This window comes from Brevibacillus schisleri (assembly GCF_055685845.1).
Map to the genome: position 1 here is coordinate 641662 of NZ_JBVNDM010000001.1, position 23035 is coordinate 664696.

Consider the following 23035-nt stretch of genomic DNA (forward strand, 5'->3'; position numbering starts at 1 on the left):
AACACGCCCTTAAGCGTCCACCTCTGAAATACATCCTGAATGGACTACTTTGGACGCGGTTTCGCTTTTTGCATGGAGTCGTGCAGTCAATCCCTCAGAGGGTGGCCCTAGAATCTGAGCGTTTTCTCCTGTTTCCTCCTCACCACTACAGCAACATACAAGTCTTTTTTTCATTCGACTTCTAAGTACGAGAAACGCTAAAGGCTTGGCGTAGTCTAGTTTTCTAATGGTATAGTAAAGAATGAAATGGAGGAGACTCAAGACGAGAGGAGTATGAGTGATGTCCACAATTATGATTGTAGAAGACGACCCGAAAATCAACCAGCTGCTACAAGAGCAACTGGAAAAATACGGATTCCAGACAGTCAATGTTGAACATTTCGATAGAGTCATGGAGGTATTTACCCAATCGCGTCCTGATTTGGTTCTGTTGGATGTGAATCTACCGAAATTTGACGGATTTTATTGGTGCCGGCAAATGCGCCAGGAGTCCAACTGCCCGATCCTGTTCATCTCTGCACGAGAAAGTAAAATGGACCAGGTGATGGCCTTGGAAAATGGGGCTGATGACTATATCACAAAGCCATTTGACTACGATGTGGTTTTGGCCAAAATCCGCAGTCAGCTACGTCGGGCTTACGGACAATATGCTCCGCAAGAAGGGGAGCGTACAGTTGAAGTAGCGGGGCTCAAACTGTTTTTGGAGCGAATGGAGCTGTCCATGTACGAGACCAAAATCGAGCTGAGCAAAAAGGAAGCGTTACTGCTCGAAGCCTTGATGAATCAACATCCACGTGTCGTCAGCCGTGAGCGTTTGCTAGAAAAGCTGTGGGATGAACAGTTTGTCGATGAAAACACGCTGAATGTCTACATCACACGCGTGCGCGGCAAGCTGAAAGACCTAGGCTTAGAGGGAGCTGTCGAGACTGTTCGCGGTTCTGGTTATCGCTTGCGGGCGACTTGGGAGGAAGGGCAATGAAGCTGTTCCTTCGTGATCAATGGCCATTCGCAGCGTTTTTTCTCGTCCAATTGATCTTATTAATTATGATTTTTGCGCTGGATGGGTACTGGAATGAATCATTGATGATCTACGTCATGTTTTTATCTGTTTTTTTCGCAGGGGCTTTTCTCGCCATCCGTTATTTGTCTAACCGCACAATCTATCAGCGACTGAGCAAGCCGGTAGAGTCATTAGAGGAGCTGACCCAGACATACGGGAATTCACCGTTGTGCCGCGCGATGGATGACATCAGTCAGGAGCAGTACCGGCTCTACAAAGAACAGCTTCATGCCTATGAAAACAAGCAACGGGACCATACGACGTTTATTCAGCAATGGGTTCATCAGATGAAGACGCCGATTTCGGTTATTCATCTGTTGCTGCAAAATGAAGACGATCCAACAGCTGAGAGCGTTCGTGAAGAAGTGGACCGGATCAAGCGTGGACTAGAAACAGTACTGTACATAGCTCGCCTCGACCGATTTGAACAGGACTTCCTGATTGAGCCCGTAACACTGCGTTCCTTGGTGCAAAATGTGTTGGCTGAAAACAAGCGGCTGTTTATTCGCAACCAAGTGTATCCCGAGGTAAAAGTGGATGAAAATTGGCGAGTAGAATCGGACGATAAGTGGCTTGCATTTGTCCTCAACCAATTGTTGACGAATGCCGTTCGTTATTCAGCAGGGAAAAGCAACAAGGTCACCATTCGTGCGTATGAACGCGGAGCACATGCCATACTGGAAGTGCAGGATTATGGAATCGGGATCCCGGCCGAAGATATTCACCGCGTGTTCAAGCCGTATTTTACGGGAGAAAACGGGCGTAAATACCCTGAGTCCACCGGGATGGGACTGTACCTGGTGAAAGAAATTTGCGGTCGGCTCCATCATGGGGTGGAGATGGAATCAGAAGTGGGCGAGGGGACTACCGTACGTATTGTCTTGTCTGCCATCGTCCCAACCTTACAAGAAAGTAAGATAGCTGAAAGTTAATTCGATAGCTGGACTATGCGCACTTCCGTATAGTTGAATTTGGAAGTGCAAGAAAGGGGAATGGCGCATGGAAATGCTTGCTGTAAATAGCTTAAGTAAAATATACGGGGGCAAGGTAACCTACCGCGCGCTGACCGATATCGATTTTTCGATTCGCAAGGGCGAATTCGTCGGTATAATGGGCCCCTCAGGCAGTGGCAAGACTACGCTATTAAACATGATCTCCACCATTGATACACCAACCTCTGGTGCGGTTCTTTTGAACGGTACGAATCCGCATCATTTAAAAAAAGATAAACTGGCTCTGTTTCGTCGCCGAGAGCTCGGCTTTGTATTTCAAGATTTTAATCTCTTGGACACGTTGACGATTGGGGAAAATATCGTGTTGCCGCTGACGCTGGACAATGAGAAAGTAGCGGTCATGGAAGAAAAGCTGCAAAGTGTTGCGGAGAAGCTAGGGATTCAGGACATATTGGAAAAGCGGACCTTCGAGGTATCTGGGGGGCAACGTCAACGGACGGCAATTGCCAGGGCGATCATTCATTCCCCGTCGCTTTTGCTCGCTGACGAGCCAACAGGAAATCTTGATTCCAAGTCTTCGCGCAATGTGATGGAGACACTGGAAGCGATCAATAAGAGAGATAATACCACCATGATGATGGTGACGCATGATGCTTTGGCGGCCAGCTATTGCCATCGGGTGATTTTTATTAAAGACGGTCAACTCCATAACGAGATGTATCGGGGTGAGAGTCGACAGGTATTCTTCCAGAAAATTATTGACTCATTGTCGTTTTTGGGAGGGAACACCTATGACCTTTCGACAATTCGCGTGTAATAACGTTCTACGAAATAAACGTATGTACGCTGCGTTTTTCATGAGTAGCGTTTTTTCTGTCCTCATTTTTTTCGTCTATGCGATGTTCATTTTTCATCCGGAAATTATCGGGCAGGAGATTCATGAATCCGTAGCCACTGGGATGATGGCGGCTGAGTACGTCATTTTTCTGTTCTCCTTCTTTTTTCTCTTTTATTGTGTCGGTGCTTTTCTGAAAAAGAGGGAGAAGGAGTTCGGCATCCTTTTTATCCAAGGGATGACACCGTTACAGCGGAACATGCTGATTTTTATGGAAAACATGCTGATTGGCATTGTTTCGATTGCCATCGGGATTGGGGTCGGGCTGGTTCTCGCCAAGCTGTTTTTCCAATTCGCCGGATTTTTGCTTGCTGTAAAAGCACTCGGTTTTTACTTCCCGTGGAAAGCGATCGGTTTGACAGTGGTGGCGTTTCTTATCTTGTATGCAGCCATTTCGCTATTTACGGTCCTCGTACTGCGTAGCCGCAGTCTGTTGGATCTGTTGCAAGGAAGCGGTCGTCCTAAGCGCGAGCCGAGGGCATCGCTAGTGCTGTCTCTGGTCGCGGTAGCTTTGTTAGGAATGAGCTATGCCTTAGCCCTCACTGCTGACGGAGTGAATGTGCTCGTGCTGATGCTTCCGGTCATTGCGCTGACGACTGTAGGAACGTACCTGTTGTTTACTCAGCTGAGTGTCATCTTCATCGATTTTCTGAAGAAGCGTCGAACTTTCTATTGGAAACGTACGAATCTCCTGACGCTCTCTGATCTGGCCTATCGAATGAAGGATAATGCCCGGATGTTCTTTTTGGTCAGCATCGTCTCTACCGTTGCTTTTTGTGCGATTGGCACGCTGGCAGCGTTGGCTGGGTCGATTCAGATTACGGTGATGAAAATCAATCCGTTCGCATTTGAATACCAGTCCAAACAAAGTGATGTGGAGAGGGCGAAGCATCTGTCGTTAATTGAAACGAGCTTGCAGCAGAGTGGCTTTTCCTTTGAAAAATATCAAGTAGCTATGCGGGTTTTGCCTGAACCGATTAATGAGGAAAAGATTGGAGTAGTCAAGCTATCCGACTATAACAGGCTGGCGGTAGCTTCCCACTCGCCTGAGCTGCAAATGACGAATGACGAGGTATTCGTCATGCTCAACTGGATTGGCGATTCGGTAGCGAGCAAGACTCTTCAGGTGGGAAATGCACAGCTGGCAGTCAAAACAGACACGAATATGACTCCGTTGATCAAGGGGCTCGAATTTGGGCGTTTGGCTGTCGTGCCGAATCAGGTGTACGACCAGCTTCCAAAAGCGAAGGAAGAACAGCGCTTTGTATACGAGGTGCCAAGATGGAAGGAAACCCAGGATATTAGTCTAAAGCTTCAGGATGAGATTAGTCATTACGACGAAAATTATTCGTTTTCAGCTCGTGCACCCTACTACCACAGCATGAAACAAATGGCGAACATGGCACTCTTTATCGGGTTATTTGTAGGCGTGTTGTTCTTTGTAGCTGCAGCAAGCTTTCTCTATTTCCGTTTGTATACGGACCTGGAATACGATAAGAGGCATTATGGGTCGCTTTCCAAGATTGGACTCACGGATGCGGAGTTGACGCGGATCGTTACGACCCAGATTGCCCTGTTGTTCTTCGTGCCGATTGTGGTGGCTATTATTCACAGTATGGTGGCGTTCGTGTCCCTGCAAAGCTTGTTGAAGCTCATCCTTGTCGCGTCTGTGTTCAAGCCGACTGCGATTGTGTTATGCAGCTTCGTCGTTGTTCAAGGTGTGTATTTCTGGATCATTCGAAACCGTTACTTGTTCCATTTAAAGCAATCCATGAATCGCTAGTGAACTTTTCCAGCATGTCCAGATGAGCAGGGACATAGGATAAAAGGAGAAGGGGATGCGAGGGGGCAAGCGGATGGAACGAGAGACGTGGATGGGGCAAGCTGTACAGATTGCGTTTGAAAATGTACGTGATAAAATCGGCGGCCCGTTTGGAGCCCTTGTCGTGAAGGATGGGCAAGTAGTTGGACGAGGACGCAATGAAGTGACGACGAGCAATGACCCGACGGCACATGCCGAAATTCAAGCCATTCGGGAAGCGTGTCGTCATCTCGAAACCTTTCAGTTAAACGATTGTGACCTGTATACGAGCTGTGAGCCGTGTCCGATGTGTCTAGGAGCCATCTATTGGGCCAGACCGCGAAATGTCTATTATGCTTGTACGAAAGAAGACGCGGCGCATGTCGGTTTTGATGATCAGTTTATTTATGAGCAGATTGTTCTCCCTCATGAAGAGCGAAGCATTCCGTTTCGGAGAATAGATCTTGCGAACAAACGGAGTCCATTTGAAGCATGGTCTCAATCTCTGGACCGTATCGAATATTAATAGAGAGCCTCTCCTAGCGGGGAAGGCTCTTTTTTCGTTTTATTGAAATGCTTTCGAAATGAAATTTTCAGACGAAGTATTGCGCTGTGTTGAAGATCGTATTATAGTAGCAACAATCATTATGTAATTCGACCGAATTTTATGAAATTAAGCTGTGATGAGGTTGAATATTGTTTAAAAAAGACGAATAAAGGTGTGTTTGTATGGAGGAAACTTTCCGAAGATCACTTTATCCTGATTTAGATGACATCGACTATGGGATCATTCGAGCCTTGCAAAGAAATGCGCGCTTGCCGTTTACTCAGATTGCGAAGGACCTCGGGGTTACAGAAAAGACGATCCGCATGCGCGTCCAGCAATTGCAGGACGAAGGAGCCCTGAGTCTGGTCGGTATTGTCAATCCAGTCAAGGCAGGGTTTCATGTACAAGCGATGATTCAAGTGGCTGTGGATGCGGAAAAGCTGGATGATGTGGTTGCTGCGTTGATGGAAACCGTAGAGATTAGGCTCATCGTACTCACTTCTGGGGAATATCAGCTTTTCACACAGGTGCTCGTAACAAGTAATGAAGAATTATCGCAATTTTTACTAAAGAAGCTGCACAAGATTCCTGGCATCTCCAAAACGAATGTGATTAACGAATTGAAAATATTGAAGTCCAAGTACAACTTTATCCGCTAGTTAGGCAAGGACGGAGGTACAGCTATGATTTACTGGCAATTATTTCTCGCCTTTTTCCGCATCGGAATCTTCGGATTTGGGGGAGGGCCTACGATGGTTCCCCTCTTTTACACCGAATGCGTGAAAAAGTATAAATGGGTGACAGATGAGGATTTTTCCGACAATCTGGCGCTCGGCAACGCTCTTCCAGGGCCCATTGGAACCAAACTGGCTGCATTTATTGGCTATCGGGTAAAAGGCTGGAAGGGGGCATTGGTGGCAAACATCGCAGTAGTGATGCCAATCGTGCTTGTGATGATCGGTTTGCTGCAAGTCATATATCAATGGAAGGATGCGCCGGGTGTATACGGCATGATCCAGGCAATAGGTCCGGTAATCGCAGTTATGACAGGCGTCCTTACCTGGGAATTCCTTTCAAAGGGGTGGAAGGGAGCGTCCAGCAAAGCAGGTGTGAGCCTTTCCCTCGCCCTCTCACTCGTAGCGTTACTCTTCCTTGATTGGCATCCGGGCATCGTCGTAGGGATTGCGCTGGCCGTTTCATTTGCTTACTCTACTTGGTCTGTCCGCAAGCGCAAGGACAAGGACGGCAAGGAGGGTGTAGCATGATCTACCTGCAATTATTTTGGGCCTTTTTCATCTCCAACATTTTGGGGTACGGGGGAGGGCCACCGAGCATCCCTTTGATCCAAAATGAAGTGGTTGACCATTACCAGTGGATGAGTGTGCAGGAATTCGGAGAAGTGCTGGCAGTAGGAAATGCCCTGCCCAGCCCAATTGCGACCAAGCTCGCTGGATACATTGGCTATCAGGTAGCAGGTGTACCGGGCGCAGTCGTCGCTTTATTTGCAACGGTCGCGCCGACAGCGATCGCGATGGTCTTATTGATGGGTTTTATTAACCTATTCCGCAGTGCACCACAGGTAAAAGCGATGACCCAATCGGTACGGCCAGTCGTTACTGTCTTGCTCGGAACGATGACGTATCAATTCCTAATGGGCGCAGTCGAGGGAATCGGCTGGATGCAAACAGGGATTTTGACAGTGGCATCCTACCTTCTGCTCGAAACATGGAAGGTCCATCCCGCTTTTGTCATCTTGGGAGCGATGGCGTACGGGTTTGTTTTCATTGGGTAGGAAGATTTACGTAAGCTGGTAAGAAGAAAAAGCACAGGGCTCGTAGACCTTGACAACGCCTACCCAGTCGGAACTTCTAAAAGGGGACCCGCTTGTCGAACACGTCTTCCCTGAGAAACTTCCGCCCGTAGGGTGGCTTTGGCTCGACGGTTCCCTTTTGGAAGTGGAGACGAACAGTGAATCCCCCTGCTGGCGTGTCAGAGTCGAAGAGAACTGTGCTTTTTCTTCCCCTCCACTATGTTGACTCAGACCAGATGGACCTTTCGTGCTTATCTAACGGTCTTTCTTATCGGCTAAACGAACGATTTAGGAGGCAAAAACCATGGTTGATTATGACGCAATGGAATACCCATACGCATCGAAGCGTGTGACGACTTTTGCCAAGAACGGTATGGTAGCGACCTCGCAGCCACTAGCGGCACAAGCAGGTCTCGATATTTTGAAAAAGGGCGGAAATGCGGTGGATGCGGCGATTGCAACGGCTGCGTGCCTGACTGTAGTAGAACCGACCTCGAACGGCATCGGGGGAGACGCATTTGCCCTCGTGTGGATCAAAGACGAGCTGCACGGACTGAATGCAAGCGGTCCGGCTCCACAAGGAATCTCCATCGAGGCATTAAAAGCAAAAGGTCTGAAAGAAATGCCGACCTACGGCTGGACCCCTGTCACGGTCCCAGGCGCACCTGCTGCGTGGGCAGCCTTGTCCAAGCGTTTTGGACGTCTTCCGCTTACAGAGGTTTTGCAGCCAGCGATTGACTATGCGGAGAATGGCTATCCCGTATCGCCCACATTGGCGCATAATTGGGATGTAGCGCATAGAAAGCTTTCTCAGCAATGCAAAGGGGAAGTGTTCGCGCATTGGTTCTCCACCTTTACGCCAGATGGCAAAGTACCAAAAGCTGGCGACATCTGGAAGTCACCGGGTCATGCGAAGACGCTACGTCAAATCGCGGAAACAAATGCGGAGAGTTTCTACCGCGGAGAGCTGGCAGACAAGATCGACGCGTTCTCGCGTGAGTGCGACGGTTATTTGCGCAAAGAAGACCTGGCTGCCTATGAGCCGGAATGGGTGAAGCCGATCGGAGTCAACTACCGCGGCTATGATGTGTGGGAGATCCCGCCGAATGGGCAAGGGATGATCGGCCTAATGGCTCTGAACATTCTGAAAGGCTTTGATTTTGACGCAAAGGACACAACAGAAACGTATCACAAGCAAATCGAAGCGATGAAGCTGGCATTTGTGGACGGATTGAAATACATCACAGAAGAGAGCAAAATGAAAGTTTCCAAGGAGGCATTGTTGTCAGAGGAATACGGTGCTACTCGCCGTGCACTGATTGGTGATGAAGCCTTGACGCCAGAGCCGGGTCAGCCGAAAACGAGCGGTACGGTCTATTTAGCGACTGCTGACGGTGAGGGCAACATGGTTTCCTTTATCCAAAGCAACTACATGGGCTTTGGTTCCGGAGTAGTTGTGCCGGGGACAGGGATCGCCATGCAAAACCGGGGTCATACCTTCTCGCTGGACTCTGCTCATGACAATTGCTTGGAGCCAGGCAAAAGAACGTTCCACACCATTATCCCGGGCTTCTTGACGAAGGATGGAAAAGCAGTGGGGCCATTCGGCGTAATGGGCGGCTTCATGCAGCCACAAGGACATGTGCAGGTGGTCATGAACACCATCGACTTCCACCTTAATCCGCAAGCTTCGCTCGATGCGCCGCGCTGGCAGTGGATGGAAGGCAAAACGGTGGAACTGGAGCGTCATTTCCCGGAGCATTTGGCACTAGCTTTGGAACGCAGGGGTCATACGATCAAGTGGGCGCAGCTCGGCAATTACTTCGGACGAGGTCAAATCATTTGGCGTGATGAAAATGGTGTGCTGAGCGGTGGTACTGATATGCGCGCAGACAGCAGCATTGCTGCTTGGTAAGGAAAAAATCCTGGGATTGGACTGAAGGAAAGGAGGGCTACCATGGAAACTTTACCTCCATGGGTGTGGAGTGTCTATTATATATGTATCCTCATAACAATAATTAGTGGTATTGTGTATCTAATTCGGAAACGGCGTACCCTTTTTTCGATGATAACTATATTTTTTTCTATTGTCGGTCCAATTGTATTTTTTTTGCAGTCTCTGGTGCGCGGCTCTGGTACAGAAATTGATAACCTGTTGTACCACCTTACCCAAGGGGATCTATGGGCTTTGTTTGTTATCCTTGCTTTTATGGAAATAGTTGCGTGGTATCTCACACTGGCGAAAGATCTTTTTGGCAAAAGAGAACCGAATAATAGAGTGAGTTGAGCCGAAGCGGATGCTTCGGTTTTTTTATTTCCCCGTAATGGAATGGAGGACAAGATGTTCTCCTGTTCAGAAGTTGTCTAGATGTTCTTAGTAGAATGTAGAAAATGATTAAATTATGTCGCTTTAGCATATAGTAAACCTCTTTATGATAGTTCGAAAATCGCGGTATAAAAGATGGGAGAAAACAATTTGAATGAATACCATTTTAATTGTTGATGATACAGCGTTTACGAGACTCGTGCTGCGTAACATGTTTGAGAAATTAGGTAATATTACGATGCCGGGCATGAACGGTTTGGTTGCTTCCCGAAAAATTATAGAGCTGGATAAGAATGCGAAGATCATTATTTGCTCCGCAGTTGCACGACGCGATACGGTCATCAAAGCGATTCAGGCTGGTGCGCGTGATTTTATAGCAAAGCCCTTACAGTTCGAGAGGATTGAATGGGCTGTTCAGCATTTGTTGGAAACAGATTCTAGGTGAAACAAAATAGCTGTGGTGGCGGAGTCATCTCTTCTTTTTGTCTCTTGTTCAGAAATTGTTGAGATGATCCTAGTAGAATGGGTAAAGCCACGAAGTAGAGGGGCTTTATGCCTATGAAAATGAAAGTATAAGAGGCGTTAGTTTTGGTTGGTATTGCCATCAGGAATATATTACTATAATAAAATAGCCCAAAAGATATAGATGGATAGGATGGGAGACAGCGTTTTGGATGAATAGCATTCTGATTGTTGATGATACGGCGTTTACGAGACGTGTGCTGCGTAACATATTTGAGACGTTAGGGCTGCATGTGGTTGCGGAAGCTGCTTCGGGAGAGGAGGCTGTTAGAAATTACTGCTTGTACAAACCATCACTCGTTACGATGGACATTACCATGCCCGGCATGAACGGTTTGACTGCTTCACGCAAAATCATGGAGTTGGACAAGGATGCCAAGATCATTATTTGCTCAGCAGTGTCTAGGAACGATACCGTCTTCAAGGCGATTCAGGCAGGTGCGCGGGATTTCATTGCGAAGCCACTGCAGCTGGAGCGAATCGAATGGGCTGTCCAAAAATTGCTGGGAACAGGAGTAGATGATCGTCGTGGGGATCGACAGGAGAAACAAATAGCTGAGGTGTTAGCATGAAAGTCTTGATCACAGGTGGTTATGGATTCATTGGTTCTTTTGTCGCGGAGAGATTTTATAAGGAAGGGTATAAGGTTTTCATCCTCGACAATCTCAGCTCAGGCAATCAGAGGAACGTCACATTTCCGCATAAGGCATACGAGCTGGATGTAGCGGATAAAAAATGTGATGAAGTATTTAAGAGCAACAAGTTCGATGTCGTCATTCATTTAGCGGCCCAAGTAAGTGTTGCTGCATCCATGGAAGACCCCCTGTTGGATACGAATACGAACATTCTGGGACTCGTGAATATGCTAAAGCTATCGAGCAAATATGGCGTGTCCAAATTTATTTTTGCGTCATCAGCCGCCGTTTACGGCATGAATGAATGTACACCTTTACTCGAAGATTCAGCATGTGATCCGGTATCTGTTTATGGAATAAACAAGCACATCGGCGAAATGTATTGCCGCAAATGGACAGAAATGTACGGCTTGCAAACGGTAGCCTTTCGCTTGGCAAATGTGTATGGCCCCAGACAAAGTGCAGGAGGGGATGGCGGCGTTATCTCTACTTTTTTAACCCAGATCAACCATGGGAAAGAAATAGTTCTGCACGGGGATGGCAGCCAAACGAGAGACTTTATTTATGTAGAGGATGTAGCTGATGCCATTTTCCGTTCCGTTACTACGGATGATACCGGTGTGATGAATTTGTCTACGAACCAGGAAAGCAGCATTAATGAGCTGATTGATATTCTCAGGGCTAACCAGCCTCTTCAAGGAATATCACGAAGGGAAAAACGCCCAGGAGACGTAGATAAGTCGGTTTTGGACAATACGTGGGCAAAACGAAGACTAGATTGGATCCCGATGTATTCATTGGCGGAGGGGCTGGAAAAAACGGCGCAGTGGTATCAGGAGACCGTCGCAGAGAAAGAACAAGAGCAGGAGAGCGAAGCGAAGAAAGCGATCCATTGGCTCCGTTCATGGGATGCAAGGCCGTACATAGAGAACATTCTTGCGTTTCTTCTGGTGGTTTTTACGACAATTGGAACGGTTAATAGCGGTGTCTTTGATCTCAAGCTGATTTACATCGTGTTGATTGGCGCCATTTACGGAACGAAGCAATCCCTCTTGTCGGTTATCCTGGCTTGTGGACTTTTCATCGGAGAAAGCCTGCATAACGGCCGCGATGTCGTATCGCTCTTATATGACGCGAATGTTCTGTTTCATATCGCTGTCTATTTTATTATCGGGATTGCTGTGGGCTATTCGATCGACAAACGCAACAGGGACGTATTGTCCAAGGAGCTGCAAAAGCAAGCGCTGGAAGAAAAGTATGATTTTTTAAAAGACATTTATAACGATGTTCTGATGGTAAAGCAAGAATTGCAGCAGCAGATCGTGAATTCAGAAGACAGCTTTGGAAAAATCTACAACATCACCAAAGAGTTGGACAGCCTGGAGCCTGAACGCGTATTGCAGAAATCAGTCAAGGTACTGGAAAGAATCATGAAGTCCGATGAGATCGCCATTTATACGATGAATCAAAATGGCTCTTTCTTGCGATTGATGGCCAAATCGAATAAAGCGGGCTTTGATCTGCCACGCTCGCTGAAAATGAGTGAACATGCTTACCTTACTGAATTAATGACGATGAAAAAGATCATCGTGAATAAAGAGCTACGTCACGACATGCCCCTTATAGCAGCTCCTATTTTTGACAAGGGAAAAATGGTTGCGGTGGTCACATTGCAACAACTCGGGTTTGAAAACTTTACGATGTACACCCAAAACCTTTTTCAGGTTGCCGTTCAATTGATCTCATCCGCTTTGTCCCGTTCTCTTCGATACTTAAACTCCACACAAAAGGACCGTTACCTAGACGATACCCCTATCCTGATTCCTGCTTATTTTTCAGCAATGGTGAAGAACAAAAGGGACGCCAAGCAACAGTTAAACACTGACTTTACCCTCTTGGCAGTGGATTCTGCGCAAATGGATCATCATACACTTGCTACCTATGTCGCCAGTTCTCTTCGCGAAGCAGATTATATGGGAATGGACGAAGCCGGAGATGTCTATATCATTCTCTCCAATTCCAACGAGCAAGAAGCCCGTATCGTGATTGATAGGCTTGGTAGACTCGGTATTGCATCGAGAATTGTGCAGGAAAAAGACCAGGATCGCTTCTCCTTGAAGGATGGCGCTTATGTTTAATCTAGTCCTCCTCCATGTCTTGGTGTCTGTTGGTTACAGTTGGATGCAAAGCCGCGGCAAAAACAAGCAGGTACTGATTATGCGAATGCTTGTTACTGGCTTCCTTCCCATTTTTGGCCTCCTGTTATTGGGGATTACCGATGTGTACAAACGAACATCGAAAAAGAATGTGAATGAACTGATGCTAGAGAGCGATTTGCTGAAGCAAGCGGAGGGATCGAATATTTTCCGAAGAGCGGACATGGAAAAGGAAATGAACATCGTCCCGGTTGAGGATATTTTGTTTTTGAACGACACGAGCACACGCCGAAAGATGCTGATCGATGTCTTGAAAGAGCAGACTATTTGGCAGATCGGTACATTGGAGACAGCCTTGCAAAACGAGGATTCGGAAACGGTTCACTACGCGGCAGCCGCTTTAACGGAAATGCGGCGAAACCTTCAGCTCCAACTGCAGGATTTATCTGTGAAATACGAGGAGAACAAGCAGGAGCTTGCGGTTCTACGCGCCTACGCAGACGTATTGAAGAAGTATCTGGACAGTTCACTCCTTGATCAACGCACTTATGTGAAATACAGCTACACGTATTCGTTTGTTCTGGAGTCATTATTGGACATTTATCAGGAAGAAGAAAGCTATTTTGTGGACAAGATCAATTGTGAGCTGGTGAACCAGTCCTATGAAAAAGCGGAACAGTACTGTGAATTGTTTCATAAGTATCATCCGGAAAGCGAGCAGCCATATGTCATGTCGCTCAAGCGCTTCTTTACGATCAGAGACTACGCAGGGTTTGTGGCTGAAATGAATCGGTTAAAAAGTTCGTCGGTTAAAATATCCCACGCCACGCTGATGATGATTCGCTACTGGAACGATGAGCAAGACAGCAATTGGGCGGAAGTCGCTGTTGCACAGGAAATAGGTACGAAACTGAAAGAGATGAGCGATACAAAATGAGAATGACTAGGTTCAGGAGAAGGAAAAGAGACAGGGAAAAGGGCAGAGAATGGAGCAGGTCGAGGTCCAACGATATTCCCGTGAAAAAAAACATCTACATCATTCTGATCTTTGTGGCGATTCTGGGGATCACTATTGAAGCTACCCGATCCCAGTTCATCCTTCAGGTGAGCAGTAATAAGTCAGGAGGCGCGGGAAAAGAGGCTGACGAGCCGAAGCAAAACGCGATCAGCCAGGAGGAAATCGCCAAGCTGGTAAAGGAGAGATTCCTCATTCTGCATGATTCCAAGGATGAGAGCAGCATGGCAATTGCGAGGAATGTGGAGCAAGTGCTGCGGTATATGAAAAAGGAGTACGAGCTTGCTGACGTTAAGCAGTTCTCGAAGCCCGACCCCCAATACATGACGGTCATTGTCACCATAGAAAATCTGGACATGCTAGCCAATCTGGATGCGATGATGGAATATGCGCACAATGGTGGAAATGTGTTCTTTTCACGTACGCCTGAATACAATGACAGCTTGTACCGCATATACCGAAAACTAGGGATCAATTCGATCAATCTCCCTATCGTGACAAACGGCATTCAGATGACATCCAATCTCTTGATCAAAGGAGAAGATGCAAAAATCGGCTCAGATGCCATTGTGAATTCCTCGATTCCCGTAGAGCTGGATAGGCAAGCGAAGGTTCACGCTGTTTCCGCCGACAATATGCCACTGCTATGGGAGACCCGATATGGACAGGGAAAGCTCATGGTCTATAACGGGACGAATATGCAATCTGCCATGAACAGAGGACTGATTGCTGGTGGCATCAGTTTACTGAATCCAGATTTCATGTACCCCATTTTCAATATGAAAGTCATGTATATTGACGATTTTCCGGCCCCATTTCGTCAGGGGATCGAGCCGAGTATTTACCGCGAGTACCGCAAAGATATTCCCAGCTTCTTTCGGGATGTGTGGTGGCCGGACATGATCAAGCTTGCTGCCGATTACGATGTGACCTACACGGGAGCTATTATCAATACCTACAATAACCGGGTTGCTCCGCCCTTCACTGATGAGGAAGGAACGGATTCGAACAATCTGATTACGTACGGCAGGGATTTGTTGAAAATGGGTGGCGAATTGGGCATCCACGGATACAATCATCAATCACTGGTTACCGATCAAGCGACGGCGAGCCTTTACGAGTATAAGGCTTGGCCGGATGAAGCAAGTATGGCCGAGTCACTTGCGTATCTGGACAATTATATCAAGAAGGTCTTCTCGGCATATGACATACAGACGTATGTCCCGCCTTCCAACGTGTTGGGAGAGGAAGGGCGTCGAGCACTGAAAAAGTCTTTTCCTGATCTGAGAATCATTGCCTCCTTGTATGCGGAATCAGATAGTACACACGAATACATCCAGGAGTTTTCCGTGGCCGAAGATGGCATTGTAGAGCTGCCGCGTATTACCTCCGGATACAGTCGCACAGACATTCATGATTGGTACATAACGAATGCGATCACATCCATCGGTGTTTTTTCTCATTTTGTTCATCCTGACGATGTGTTGGACAAGGAGCGAAGCAATAACAAGTCGTGGTCGGAATTGGTGAAAGACTTTCAACTCATGCTGGAAGAGCTTTACGAGCAGTATCCATGGCTGCGTAGCCAGACTGCTTCCGAAGCTGCAACAAGCCTTGAAAGCTATTTACAGACGGATGTATATATCTCGCATACGGATAAAAAAATGACAGGCTACATGAACAATTTCTCCGAAGACATGTATTACATCTTGCGGACAAACAAAAAAATGACGAGCTTGGTCAATTGCACGGTAGAAAAAATAGAAGAAGGCGTCTATCTCGTGCATGCAACGGGTGCAAAATTTGAAATAGGACTGGAAGAGTAAGCGATGAAAATTTGTCTGATTGCCGAAGGATCTTACCCGTATATTACAGGGGGAGTCTCGAGCTGGATTCATTCCTTAATCGATAGCATGCCGGAGCATGAGTTTATCATTTATGCAATTGGTGCAGAGGAGAAAAACAGGGGGAAGTACGTCTACCAGCTCTCCGCGAATGTAGTGGAAATCAAAGAGGTATTTCTGGATGCCTATCTGAAAGAAGAGGCTGCACCGGGCAAGCGATTGGGTCTGACTGAGGATGAGCAGCAGGCGTTGCTTTCGTTGCTCGATGGCAGCAAAGGTGACTGGCATGCTCTGTTTTCTGTGTTGTCGGGGAGTAAGGTGCCATCCGTAGCCGAGTTGCTTACGAGCAAGGACTTTTTCGAGGTCATTCAACGTCTTTGCGAGCAAAAATATCCGCAAATTCCTTTTACCGAAATGATCTGGATGATTCGCTCGATGGTGTTGCCGCTATGTCAGATCATTCAAAACGGCATGCCGCAAGCGGATTTGTATCACAGTGTTTGTACGGGATATGGCGGTGTAGCAGGGAGTCTCGGGAAGTATCTGCATGCAAAGCCATTTTTGCTGACGGAGCATGGAATTTATACCCGCGAGCGGGAAGAAGAAATTATCAAGGCAAGCTGGATCAAGGGTCACTTTAAGGATATTTGGATCGATTATTTTCATAATCTTTCTGCATGTGCCTATTCCTACGCGGATGAGGTAATCACGTTGTTTGAGCGGAACAAGGAAATTCAGATCGAGCTAGGCTGTGATCCCTCCAAAGTGTCCGTGATCCCGAACGGTGTAAAAGTGAGTCATTATGCTGACATCGTGGAGGAAAAAAAGGACGACACAATCACCATTGGTGCTGTTGTCCGCGTGGTACCTATCAAAGATATTAAAACAATGCTTCATAGCTTTGGACTCGTTAAAGAACAAGTTCCACACGCACGCTTTGTTATCATGGGCCCGACGGATGAAGATGAGGAGTACTATACAGAATGCTTGCAATTGGTCGACAGCCTTCAGCTTGAGGATGTTACGTTTACGGGTGCGGTTAATGTGAAAGAGTATCTCGGAAAAATGGACATGCTTGTTTTAACCAGCATCAGCGAAGGCCAACCGCTTGTTATTTTGGAAGGAATGGCATGCAGAAAGCCTTTCGTCACAACGGACGTGGGAAGCTGTCGGGAATTGTTGTACGGCAATGGTGACAACTATGGCAACGCAGGGATAACGGTCCCCGTCATGCATTTTACTCAAATTGCCCAAGCGATCATTACATTGTGCCAAAACGAGCCATTGAGACGGCGGATGGGCAAATGCGGTTTCCAAAGAGTATCGGAAATTTACACACATGAGAACTTCTTGGCGGGATACCGCAAAATGTACCGGAAATATGAGGTGTAAGAAACATGGCGGGGATTGGCTTTGAACTGAAGAAAATGTTTCGGAATAAAGGGTATTTGTCCAGTGTGAAGGCGTATGCATTTTCTTCGCTGGTCACAGTCGGACCGATGCTGATTTGTATGGTCATGATCACGGTGCTACAGCAAATTCTTCTTCAATTGAATGTCAGTTATTTGGAGAGGATGTCTTTTTTAGCAGCTGTTGTTTATGCGTTCGTGTTTTCACTATTGGTTACCTGTGGTTTTTCCATGGTCATTTCCCGCTATATAGCAGACAAAATTTACTTACGCGAGTATAACGACATCATTGCTTCTTTGTATGGAGTTATCGCTGTTTGCCTGGGCTTGGGGGGTATTCTCGGCGGTGCTTTTTACTGGCTCGCTCCTTTGCCGTTTGGCTTTAAGCTTGTCGCTTACCTTCTTTTTGTGGAACTGATCGTCGTATGGCTTCAATCCGCCTATTTGTCCGCATTAAAGGATTATATGCGCATTATTCGCGGGTATTTGGCGGCTGTTGCCGTGACGCTTCTGGCTGCGTTTTTACTGTCTTATTTGACTGAATTGGAAAAAGGAATCGCCATGCTGATTTCTTTGGATCTTGGCTTTTTTATCATGATCGTTCTGTCTATGGTTCATCTGGAGAGCTATTTCCCGAAGCGGGAGAGGAACTACTTCGATTTCGTGAAGTACGTGAAGAAATACCCAAGTCTGCTGGGCGTGGGTCTCTTTTGCTCTCTCGGCTTTTATGTGCACCATTTTATTTACTGGCTGGGGAGTCCGCTTCAAGAAGTTGTGGCGGATACTTACGTGATTGCGCCTTTTTATGACGTGCCTGCTTTCTACGCCTCCTTGAGCATATTGCCCACGATGGTCATGTTTGTTGTATCTGTAGAGACCGCTTTTTACGAGAAGTATCGAGCGTATTACGGAACAATATTGGGCACAGGCTCGGTGCAGGATATCAAGCGGGCAAAAACAGATATGGTCCAAACATTGATGCAAGAGCTCAGCTTCATGATGGAAGTGCAGCTGTTCTTTTCCTTCGTTGCATTGGCTCTGGGAATTACATTGCTTCCGCACATCGGGTTTACGTCCGAGCAGATCGAGCGATACAACATCCTGGTGATAGCGGGATACTTGTACGCTGTGATGTTTGTGGTCGTACTAATGCTGCTCTATTTTGACGATCGAAAGGGAGCGCTTGCGGTGACGACCTTATTTTTCATCAGTACGGTTGTCATCACCATAGCGATGCTGCCCCTTCATAACTACGGCTTTTCATTTTTTATTGCTTCGTTTCTTGCACTGGTAGCCGGTCTTGGCAGGCTGATCTATTACCTGAAAAATATTGATTATTACACCTATTGCCTACAACCGCTCTTTGTCAAAGGAAAGCGAATGGAATAGATGGGGACTGATGGATTGGGGAGGACTTAGGTTGAAGAAAAAACGATTCATACTGAGCCTGCTCGTAGCATTCGGAGTTGTAACGACTGGCTGTACACAGGATGTACCTGAACAACCGGTGTCAGACAACCCGTCAGCAACGAGCCAGGTGGCACCAACTCAGCAGCTGAACGAGGGGCTGATTGAGAATAGAAGCGTATACGATCAGGATGTGGATGGGAGCATCGTCCATTTATATGTGACGGTAGTCAACGAAGAAAATTCAAAACTGAAGACGACTACCTTTACGGAACTCAATCTAGCTCCTAGTGGACGGAATGAAAAGGGAGAAGATCTCCAGGCCAAAGTCATTATGCAGGAAGGGACGGCGGAGGGGCCTACTCAAGGCCACTTTGGTTTTGGCGAGACGAGAGCGAACGGAACGATTGAGCTGCGAGGGGAATCGAGCAGGAGAGCGGAACAAAAATCGTACAAAATCCGTTTGTTCGAAAGTGCCGGATACTGGCGGGATCAGCGCAACATCAACTTAAGCAAGCACAAGTCTGATATGACGCGTGTTCGACAAAAGCTTAGCTTTGATTATTTCGAGCAGATGCCGAATATGACCAGCTTGCGGACGCAGTTCGTTCAAGTAAAAATCAAGGATTTGACCAAAAAAAATCCGGACCGGGACTTTGTTGATTATGGTTTGTTCACTCAAATTGAACAGCCAAACAAAACATTTTTGCAGGCGCACGGATTGGACCGGAACGGAAACTTGTACAAGGCAATTGATTTCGAGTTCCATCGCTACGAGGATCAGATCAAGCTGGCGACCGATCCTACCTACGACAAGAAAGCATTTGAGAAAATTTTGGAGATCAAAGGCAGCGAAAACCATGAAAAGCTCATTGCCATGCTGGAGGATCTCCATAATCCTGCAATGAATACGCAGGACTTTTTGGACAAGCATTTTGATCGGGAGAACTACTATACATGGATGGCATCCAACCTGTTGATGGGGAATCACGACACGGCTGTACACAATTTTTATTTATACAGCCCAAGCAACTCGAACAAATGGTATTTCCTCCCGTGGGACTATGACTCAACATGGGGATTTTTCGAAGAAGAGCTCAAGCGCAGTCCAGAAAAAGGACTCGGTCCATGGCAGTTTGGCCTCTCCGAATACTGGGTGTCGAACCTGCATCGCCGCGTCTTCAAAGACCCGGAAAACATCAAGGAGCTAAACGAAAAGGTTGAGGAAGTCAGCAAGATCATTACGAAAGAGCAGACGGAAAAATACTTGCAGAGCTATTATCCGATTGTGAGCAAATACGTGCTACAACTACCTGATTTATATAATTTGCCGTTAGATGTCTCCTATTTTCACAAGGAGCAAGCACTTCTCTCTGGTGAACCAGAACGCAACAAAAAGAGGTACTATGAACGCCAAGAGAATCCGATGCCCTTTTTTATGGGAGAGCCAAGAAAAGAAGGAGATAAGCTCATTTTCGCTTGGGACCATTCCTATGATCTCCAAGGAGACGATCTGACCTACGATTTTGCTGTTAGTTACGATCCTGCGTTTACGAAGATACACGCGCAGGCAAAGGGGCTGACAGGAGTCCAATACATGATAAACGATCCGGGAAAAGGTCGCTTTTTCTGGCGGGTGATTGTACGGGATAGCAAAGGGAACGTACAGACGGCATTTGACAGAGTAGAGCCGGAGGATGCGATTTATCATGGGGTGAAGGAGTTCGTGTTGAAATGAAGGGAATCCAGAGCACGGGCATCCAGCTCGGAAACAAGCGATTGCGGCATGAGTTGAAGTATTATCTTCGGCTGAGTCATTATGAGCCGCTCCGGCAGAAATTACGTCTGATCGCGACTCCTGACCCTCATTCTGTAAGTGAGGAAGGGTATCATATTCGCAGCCTGTATTTTGATGACTATCACGATACAGCTCTCTATGAAAAAAACTACGGGGTTTTTCAAAGAAAAAAGTATCGCATTCGCATTTACAACAAAAGTGATGCGGTCATCAAGATGGAGCGAAAGAGCAAGTTTGGCGGATACATTTGCAAAGAATCAGCGTCGATTACGCGGGATGGGTATGAACAGATTTTGGCAGGCGAGGTTGAGTTTTTACGTGAGACGGAAAGTGCTGTGCTGCGTGATTTTTATTTGTCGTGCAAGAATCATCTGTTTCGGCCTCGCGTCATCACGGATTATGTTCGAGAGGCGTATTTGGTGAGAGAAGGGAATGTCCGAATTACATTTGATAAGTACTTGAAGGCAAACGTCAATTCGCTTGATATTTTTGACGAACACATCATGATGGTCAGAGCGATTCATCAGCCGATGATGATCATGGAAGTGAAGTACGATCAATTCCTGCCATTCAATATGAGACTTTTGCTACAAAACCTGAGTAATCAGCGGTCGGCTATCTCCAAATATGTCATTTGCAGAGAGGAAACCAAAAAGTACTATAATCTTTAGTGTGAGGAGAAGTCGAGAAATTATGGACACGACCAATACGATTACTTTTCAAGATATCATCAAAAAAAGCGTCTTAAAAATGGATCAATTCGCCAGCATCTCGATCATCGATACCGTCATAGGTCTTGTGCTGTCGGGAGTGCTTGGGTTGTTCATCTACTATATTTACAGGAAAACGTTTCGCGGTGTCGTCTATACGCACACCTTTAACATCACGCTGGTGGCCATGGCCATGCTTACTTGCCTGATTATCATGACGATTAGCACGAATATCGTGCTCTCTCTCGGGATGGTCGGCGCGTTGAGCATTGTGCGGTTCCGTACCGCCATCAAAGACCCGTTGGATATTGTCTTCATGTTTTGGTCGATCTCGGTAGGTATTGCGACGGGAGCAGGTGTGTACCCGGTTTCCGTTCTAGGATCTCTGGTAGTGGCGGGTGTCATTGTCGTATTATCCAAGCGGCAAATGAGCGATGTTGCTTATCTGCTCATTATTACCTATCAGGATCAAGCCAATGACGGAGTCAAATACCAGCTGAACAAGCTAAAGTACACGCTGAAATCAAAGACAGTCAACAAAGAGATGGTGGAATTGATTGTAGAAGTAAAAATTAAAGGAGATAATACGGCATTTGTACAAGATATTTCAGAGGTAGAAGGTGTGAAAAACGTATCGTTGGTCAGCTACGATGGCGATTATGCACCATAAATGTTCTACAAAAAAATCCCTTTCTGACGACTCCTTTACAGGTTGTCAGGAAGGGCTTTTTCCTTTGATGATCAGTCTCGTACTTGAACCTTGCCAAGTGTGTATCTTCCGTCCGCTCTTTTTCCTTCCATGGCAAATTGAATGCCCGGTTCTTCCGTATGCGGATCGAGGATAGCCACACAGAGGGTGTATGTTCCTTCTGGTAAATCATCTGGGATTTTCAAGCTTTGCTTGACGGTTTTCGTGCCAGGAAGCCATTTGCGGATGTCCTCGTCCGTTTTGGTCTTGGTTACGATCTCGCCATTTTCATCCGTGAGTGACAGCTCGAGAATCCACGGGAAATAAAAAGGAGCGACACCGCGGTTTTGCCAATCCATCGTTACAGCGAGGCTTTCTCCGGGCCGGACTGCTTTGGCATGTGTCTCTTTGGTGATGGAGAAGCGGTAGCCAATCGTGTTTAAAAAGCGGTCCAAGTATTGTTGTTGTTCGCTATCTTTTTCGATCTGTGCAGGTGTATTGGGGCCAAGCCAGCTAATATGCGAAGCTTTGGCTTGATAGATTACCTGGTTAATGGAGGAGCGATCAAAGTAGCTGTTTAACGAGTCCGATGGGGAGAACTCTCCGCCGCTTGGTGCGTACTTCCAAAAGTCAGGCATGGCAGGCATTGTCTCTTTGGTCAGCCAGGATACATAGCCCTTCTGTATCCAGGACAGGTAGCTGTCTGTATCTTCTTTGTTGCCGAACATGTCGTTAAACAGGCCCAGCTTGTACTCTTTGGCGACTGGATGTGGTCTTCGCATCAGTAGCATGGAATCAGGGAAGTTATCCAGGTACGGTTGGACGTACTGATCCGTGACTTCTGTCGCAGGGAAAGGAATAGACGTATCGGTGTGCCATTCTCCCCAGTGACCGACGCTTCCCAGTTGAATGAAAGCAATGCGGGGATCGTCCTTGTAACGTTCTCCCAGGGCGTCAATCAACTGTTTGTGGTATTTGATGATCAATGGGTTGCTGTAGTTAGGACTATAGCCTTTGCCATAGTCGTTTCGATACCACTCGCCGTCTTCAAAGTTGTCATTGTCCCCACCGATCTCGTTGTATAGCCAATCCGGTATCTCCATGTCCGATTTGGTGTGAGGAATATCCATTACGATACGGAGGATGAACTTGACATCTTTTTCTGTCCATTCATCAAACCGGATCGCATCTTCGACCTCATCAAATGCATAATCCCCTTTAGTAGGCTCGAGCATCCTCCAGGTAAGATTGGCATAGACAAGCGTGTGTTCTTGCTCAAGATTGCTCGTCCGTGAGTCGGGAACCAGTCCCATATACGGGTTTCGGAGCACGTCTTGGGTTTGTTTTGGTGAATAGGTCGCCGTTCCATAACTGGAGGCGGCGGCAGAGGAAGGTAGAATGCAAAAAGCAGCGAGAAGTACGCTGTATAGAACACTTCTGAGCTTCATGAGTGCCCCCT

General features: G+C 46.9%; 21 protein-coding genes. 20 read left to right on the top strand and 1 reads right to left on the bottom strand.

What is annotated here, in order from left to right:
* Window positions 1-280 precede the first annotated feature (280 nt).
* The 20 genes from ACUUHJ_RS03390 to ACUUHJ_RS03485 all read left to right on the top strand — a co-directional run bounded on the left by ACUUHJ_RS03390 (window position 281) and on the right by ACUUHJ_RS03485 (window position 21558).
* Entirely contained in the window at window positions 281-979 is a 699-nt protein-coding gene (locus tag ACUUHJ_RS03390) for a response regulator transcription factor (RefSeq protein ID WP_016740262.1), read from the top strand.
* Entirely contained in the window at window positions 976-1992 is a 1017-nt protein-coding gene (locus ACUUHJ_RS03395) for a sensor histidine kinase (protein WP_289675996.1), read from the top strand. The genes ACUUHJ_RS03390 and ACUUHJ_RS03395 overlap by 4 nt, the downstream gene beginning before the upstream one ends.
* 67 nt (window positions 1993-2059) lie before the next feature.
* Window positions 2060-2830: an ABC transporter ATP-binding protein gene (locus ACUUHJ_RS03400; protein WP_012684288.1), complete on the top strand. Its 771-nt coding sequence runs from the start codon at window positions 2060-2062 to the stop codon at window positions 2828-2830.
* Complete coding sequence (locus ACUUHJ_RS03405) at window positions 2805-4691, top strand: ABC transporter permease (RefSeq protein WP_289675997.1); 1887 nt, start codon at window positions 2805-2807, stop codon at window positions 4689-4691. The genes ACUUHJ_RS03400 and ACUUHJ_RS03405 overlap by 26 nt, the downstream gene beginning before the upstream one ends.
* 73 nt (window positions 4692-4764) lie before the next feature.
* On the top strand, window positions 4765-5235 hold the full coding sequence (locus ACUUHJ_RS03410) for a nucleoside deaminase (RefSeq protein ID WP_172141887.1): 471 nt from the start codon (window positions 4765-4767) through the stop codon (window positions 5233-5235).
* A gap of 203 nt (window positions 5236-5438) precedes the next feature.
* The gene (locus ACUUHJ_RS03415) at window positions 5439-5915 is read left to right on the top strand and encodes an Lrp/AsnC family transcriptional regulator (RefSeq protein ID WP_289675998.1); all 477 of its coding nucleotides are present in this window, start codon (window positions 5439-5441) and stop codon (window positions 5913-5915) included.
* A gap of 24 nt (window positions 5916-5939) precedes the next feature.
* Window positions 5940-6521: a chromate transporter gene (locus tag ACUUHJ_RS03420; protein WP_173626824.1), complete on the top strand. Its 582-nt coding sequence runs from the start codon at window positions 5940-5942 to the stop codon at window positions 6519-6521.
* Window positions 6518-7048, top strand: coding sequence for a chromate transporter (locus ACUUHJ_RS03425; RefSeq protein WP_064201820.1), 531 nt, complete (start codon window positions 6518-6520; stop codon window positions 7046-7048). The genes ACUUHJ_RS03420 and ACUUHJ_RS03425 overlap by 4 nt, the downstream gene beginning before the upstream one ends.
* A 322-nt stretch (window positions 7049-7370) precedes the next feature.
* A complete protein-coding gene (locus tag ACUUHJ_RS03430; RefSeq protein ID WP_289676000.1) occupies window positions 7371-8981 on the top strand; it encodes a gamma-glutamyltransferase family protein in 1611 nt (536 codons plus the stop codon).
* A gap of 42 nt (window positions 8982-9023) precedes the next feature.
* The gene (locus ACUUHJ_RS03435) at window positions 9024-9353 is read left to right on the top strand and encodes a hypothetical protein (protein WP_472298239.1); all 330 of its coding nucleotides are present in this window, start codon (window positions 9024-9026) and stop codon (window positions 9351-9353) included.
* 193 nt (window positions 9354-9546) lie between these two features.
* Entirely contained in the window at window positions 9547-9837 is a 291-nt protein-coding gene (locus ACUUHJ_RS03440; protein WP_472298240.1) for a response regulator, read from the top strand.
* A gap of 229 nt (window positions 9838-10066) precedes the next feature.
* Complete coding sequence (locus tag ACUUHJ_RS03445) at window positions 10067-10486, top strand: response regulator (protein ID WP_289676002.1); 420 nt, start codon at window positions 10067-10069, stop codon at window positions 10484-10486.
* Window positions 10483-12687, top strand: a complete 2205-nt coding sequence (locus ACUUHJ_RS03450; protein WP_472298241.1) for an NAD-dependent epimerase/dehydratase family protein — start codon at window positions 10483-10485, stop codon at window positions 12685-12687. Before ACUUHJ_RS03445 ends, ACUUHJ_RS03450 begins: the two co-directional genes overlap by 4 nt.
* Window positions 12680-13642 (top strand): hypothetical protein, encoded by a 963-nt coding sequence (locus tag ACUUHJ_RS03455; RefSeq protein WP_472298242.1) that lies wholly within the window; start codon window positions 12680-12682, stop codon window positions 13640-13642. Before ACUUHJ_RS03450 ends, ACUUHJ_RS03455 begins: the two co-directional genes overlap by 8 nt.
* A gap of 80 nt (window positions 13643-13722) precedes the next feature.
* The gene (locus ACUUHJ_RS03460) at window positions 13723-15546 is read left to right on the top strand and encodes a DUF2194 domain-containing protein (protein ID WP_472298243.1); all 1824 of its coding nucleotides are present in this window, start codon (window positions 13723-13725) and stop codon (window positions 15544-15546) included.
* Window positions 15547-15549: 3 nt separating this feature from the next.
* Window positions 15550-16956 carry a GT4 family glycosyltransferase PelF gene (gene pelF, locus ACUUHJ_RS03465; protein WP_289676006.1) on the top strand — a complete coding sequence of 469 codons (1407 nt, stop codon included), beginning with the start codon at window positions 15550-15552 and terminating at the stop codon, window positions 16954-16956.
* A gap of 5 nt (window positions 16957-16961) precedes the next feature.
* Window positions 16962-18362 (top strand): exopolysaccharide Pel transporter PelG, encoded by a 1401-nt coding sequence (gene pelG, locus ACUUHJ_RS03470; RefSeq protein ID WP_472298244.1) that lies wholly within the window; start codon window positions 16962-16964, stop codon window positions 18360-18362.
* A gap of 31 nt (window positions 18363-18393) precedes the next feature.
* A complete protein-coding gene (locus ACUUHJ_RS03475; RefSeq protein ID WP_472298245.1) occupies window positions 18394-20118 on the top strand; it encodes a CotH kinase family protein in 1725 nt (574 codons plus the stop codon).
* Window positions 20115-20849 carry a polyphosphate polymerase domain-containing protein gene (locus ACUUHJ_RS03480; protein ID WP_472298246.1) on the top strand — a complete coding sequence of 245 codons (735 nt, stop codon included), beginning with the start codon at window positions 20115-20117 and terminating at the stop codon, window positions 20847-20849. The genes ACUUHJ_RS03475 and ACUUHJ_RS03480 overlap by 4 nt, the downstream gene beginning before the upstream one ends.
* 22 nt (window positions 20850-20871) lie before the next feature.
* The gene (locus tag ACUUHJ_RS03485; protein WP_472298247.1) at window positions 20872-21558 is read left to right on the top strand and encodes a DUF4956 domain-containing protein; all 687 of its coding nucleotides are present in this window, start codon (window positions 20872-20874) and stop codon (window positions 21556-21558) included.
* A gap of 71 nt (window positions 21559-21629) precedes the next feature.
* Here the strand turns inward: ACUUHJ_RS03485 and ACUUHJ_RS03490 are convergent, their stop codons facing one another.
* Window positions 21630-23024, bottom strand: coding sequence for a DUF4832 domain-containing protein (locus ACUUHJ_RS03490; RefSeq protein ID WP_472298248.1), 1395 nt, complete (start codon window positions 23022-23024; stop codon window positions 21630-21632).
* Between the last annotated feature and the right edge of the window lie 11 nt (window positions 23025-23035).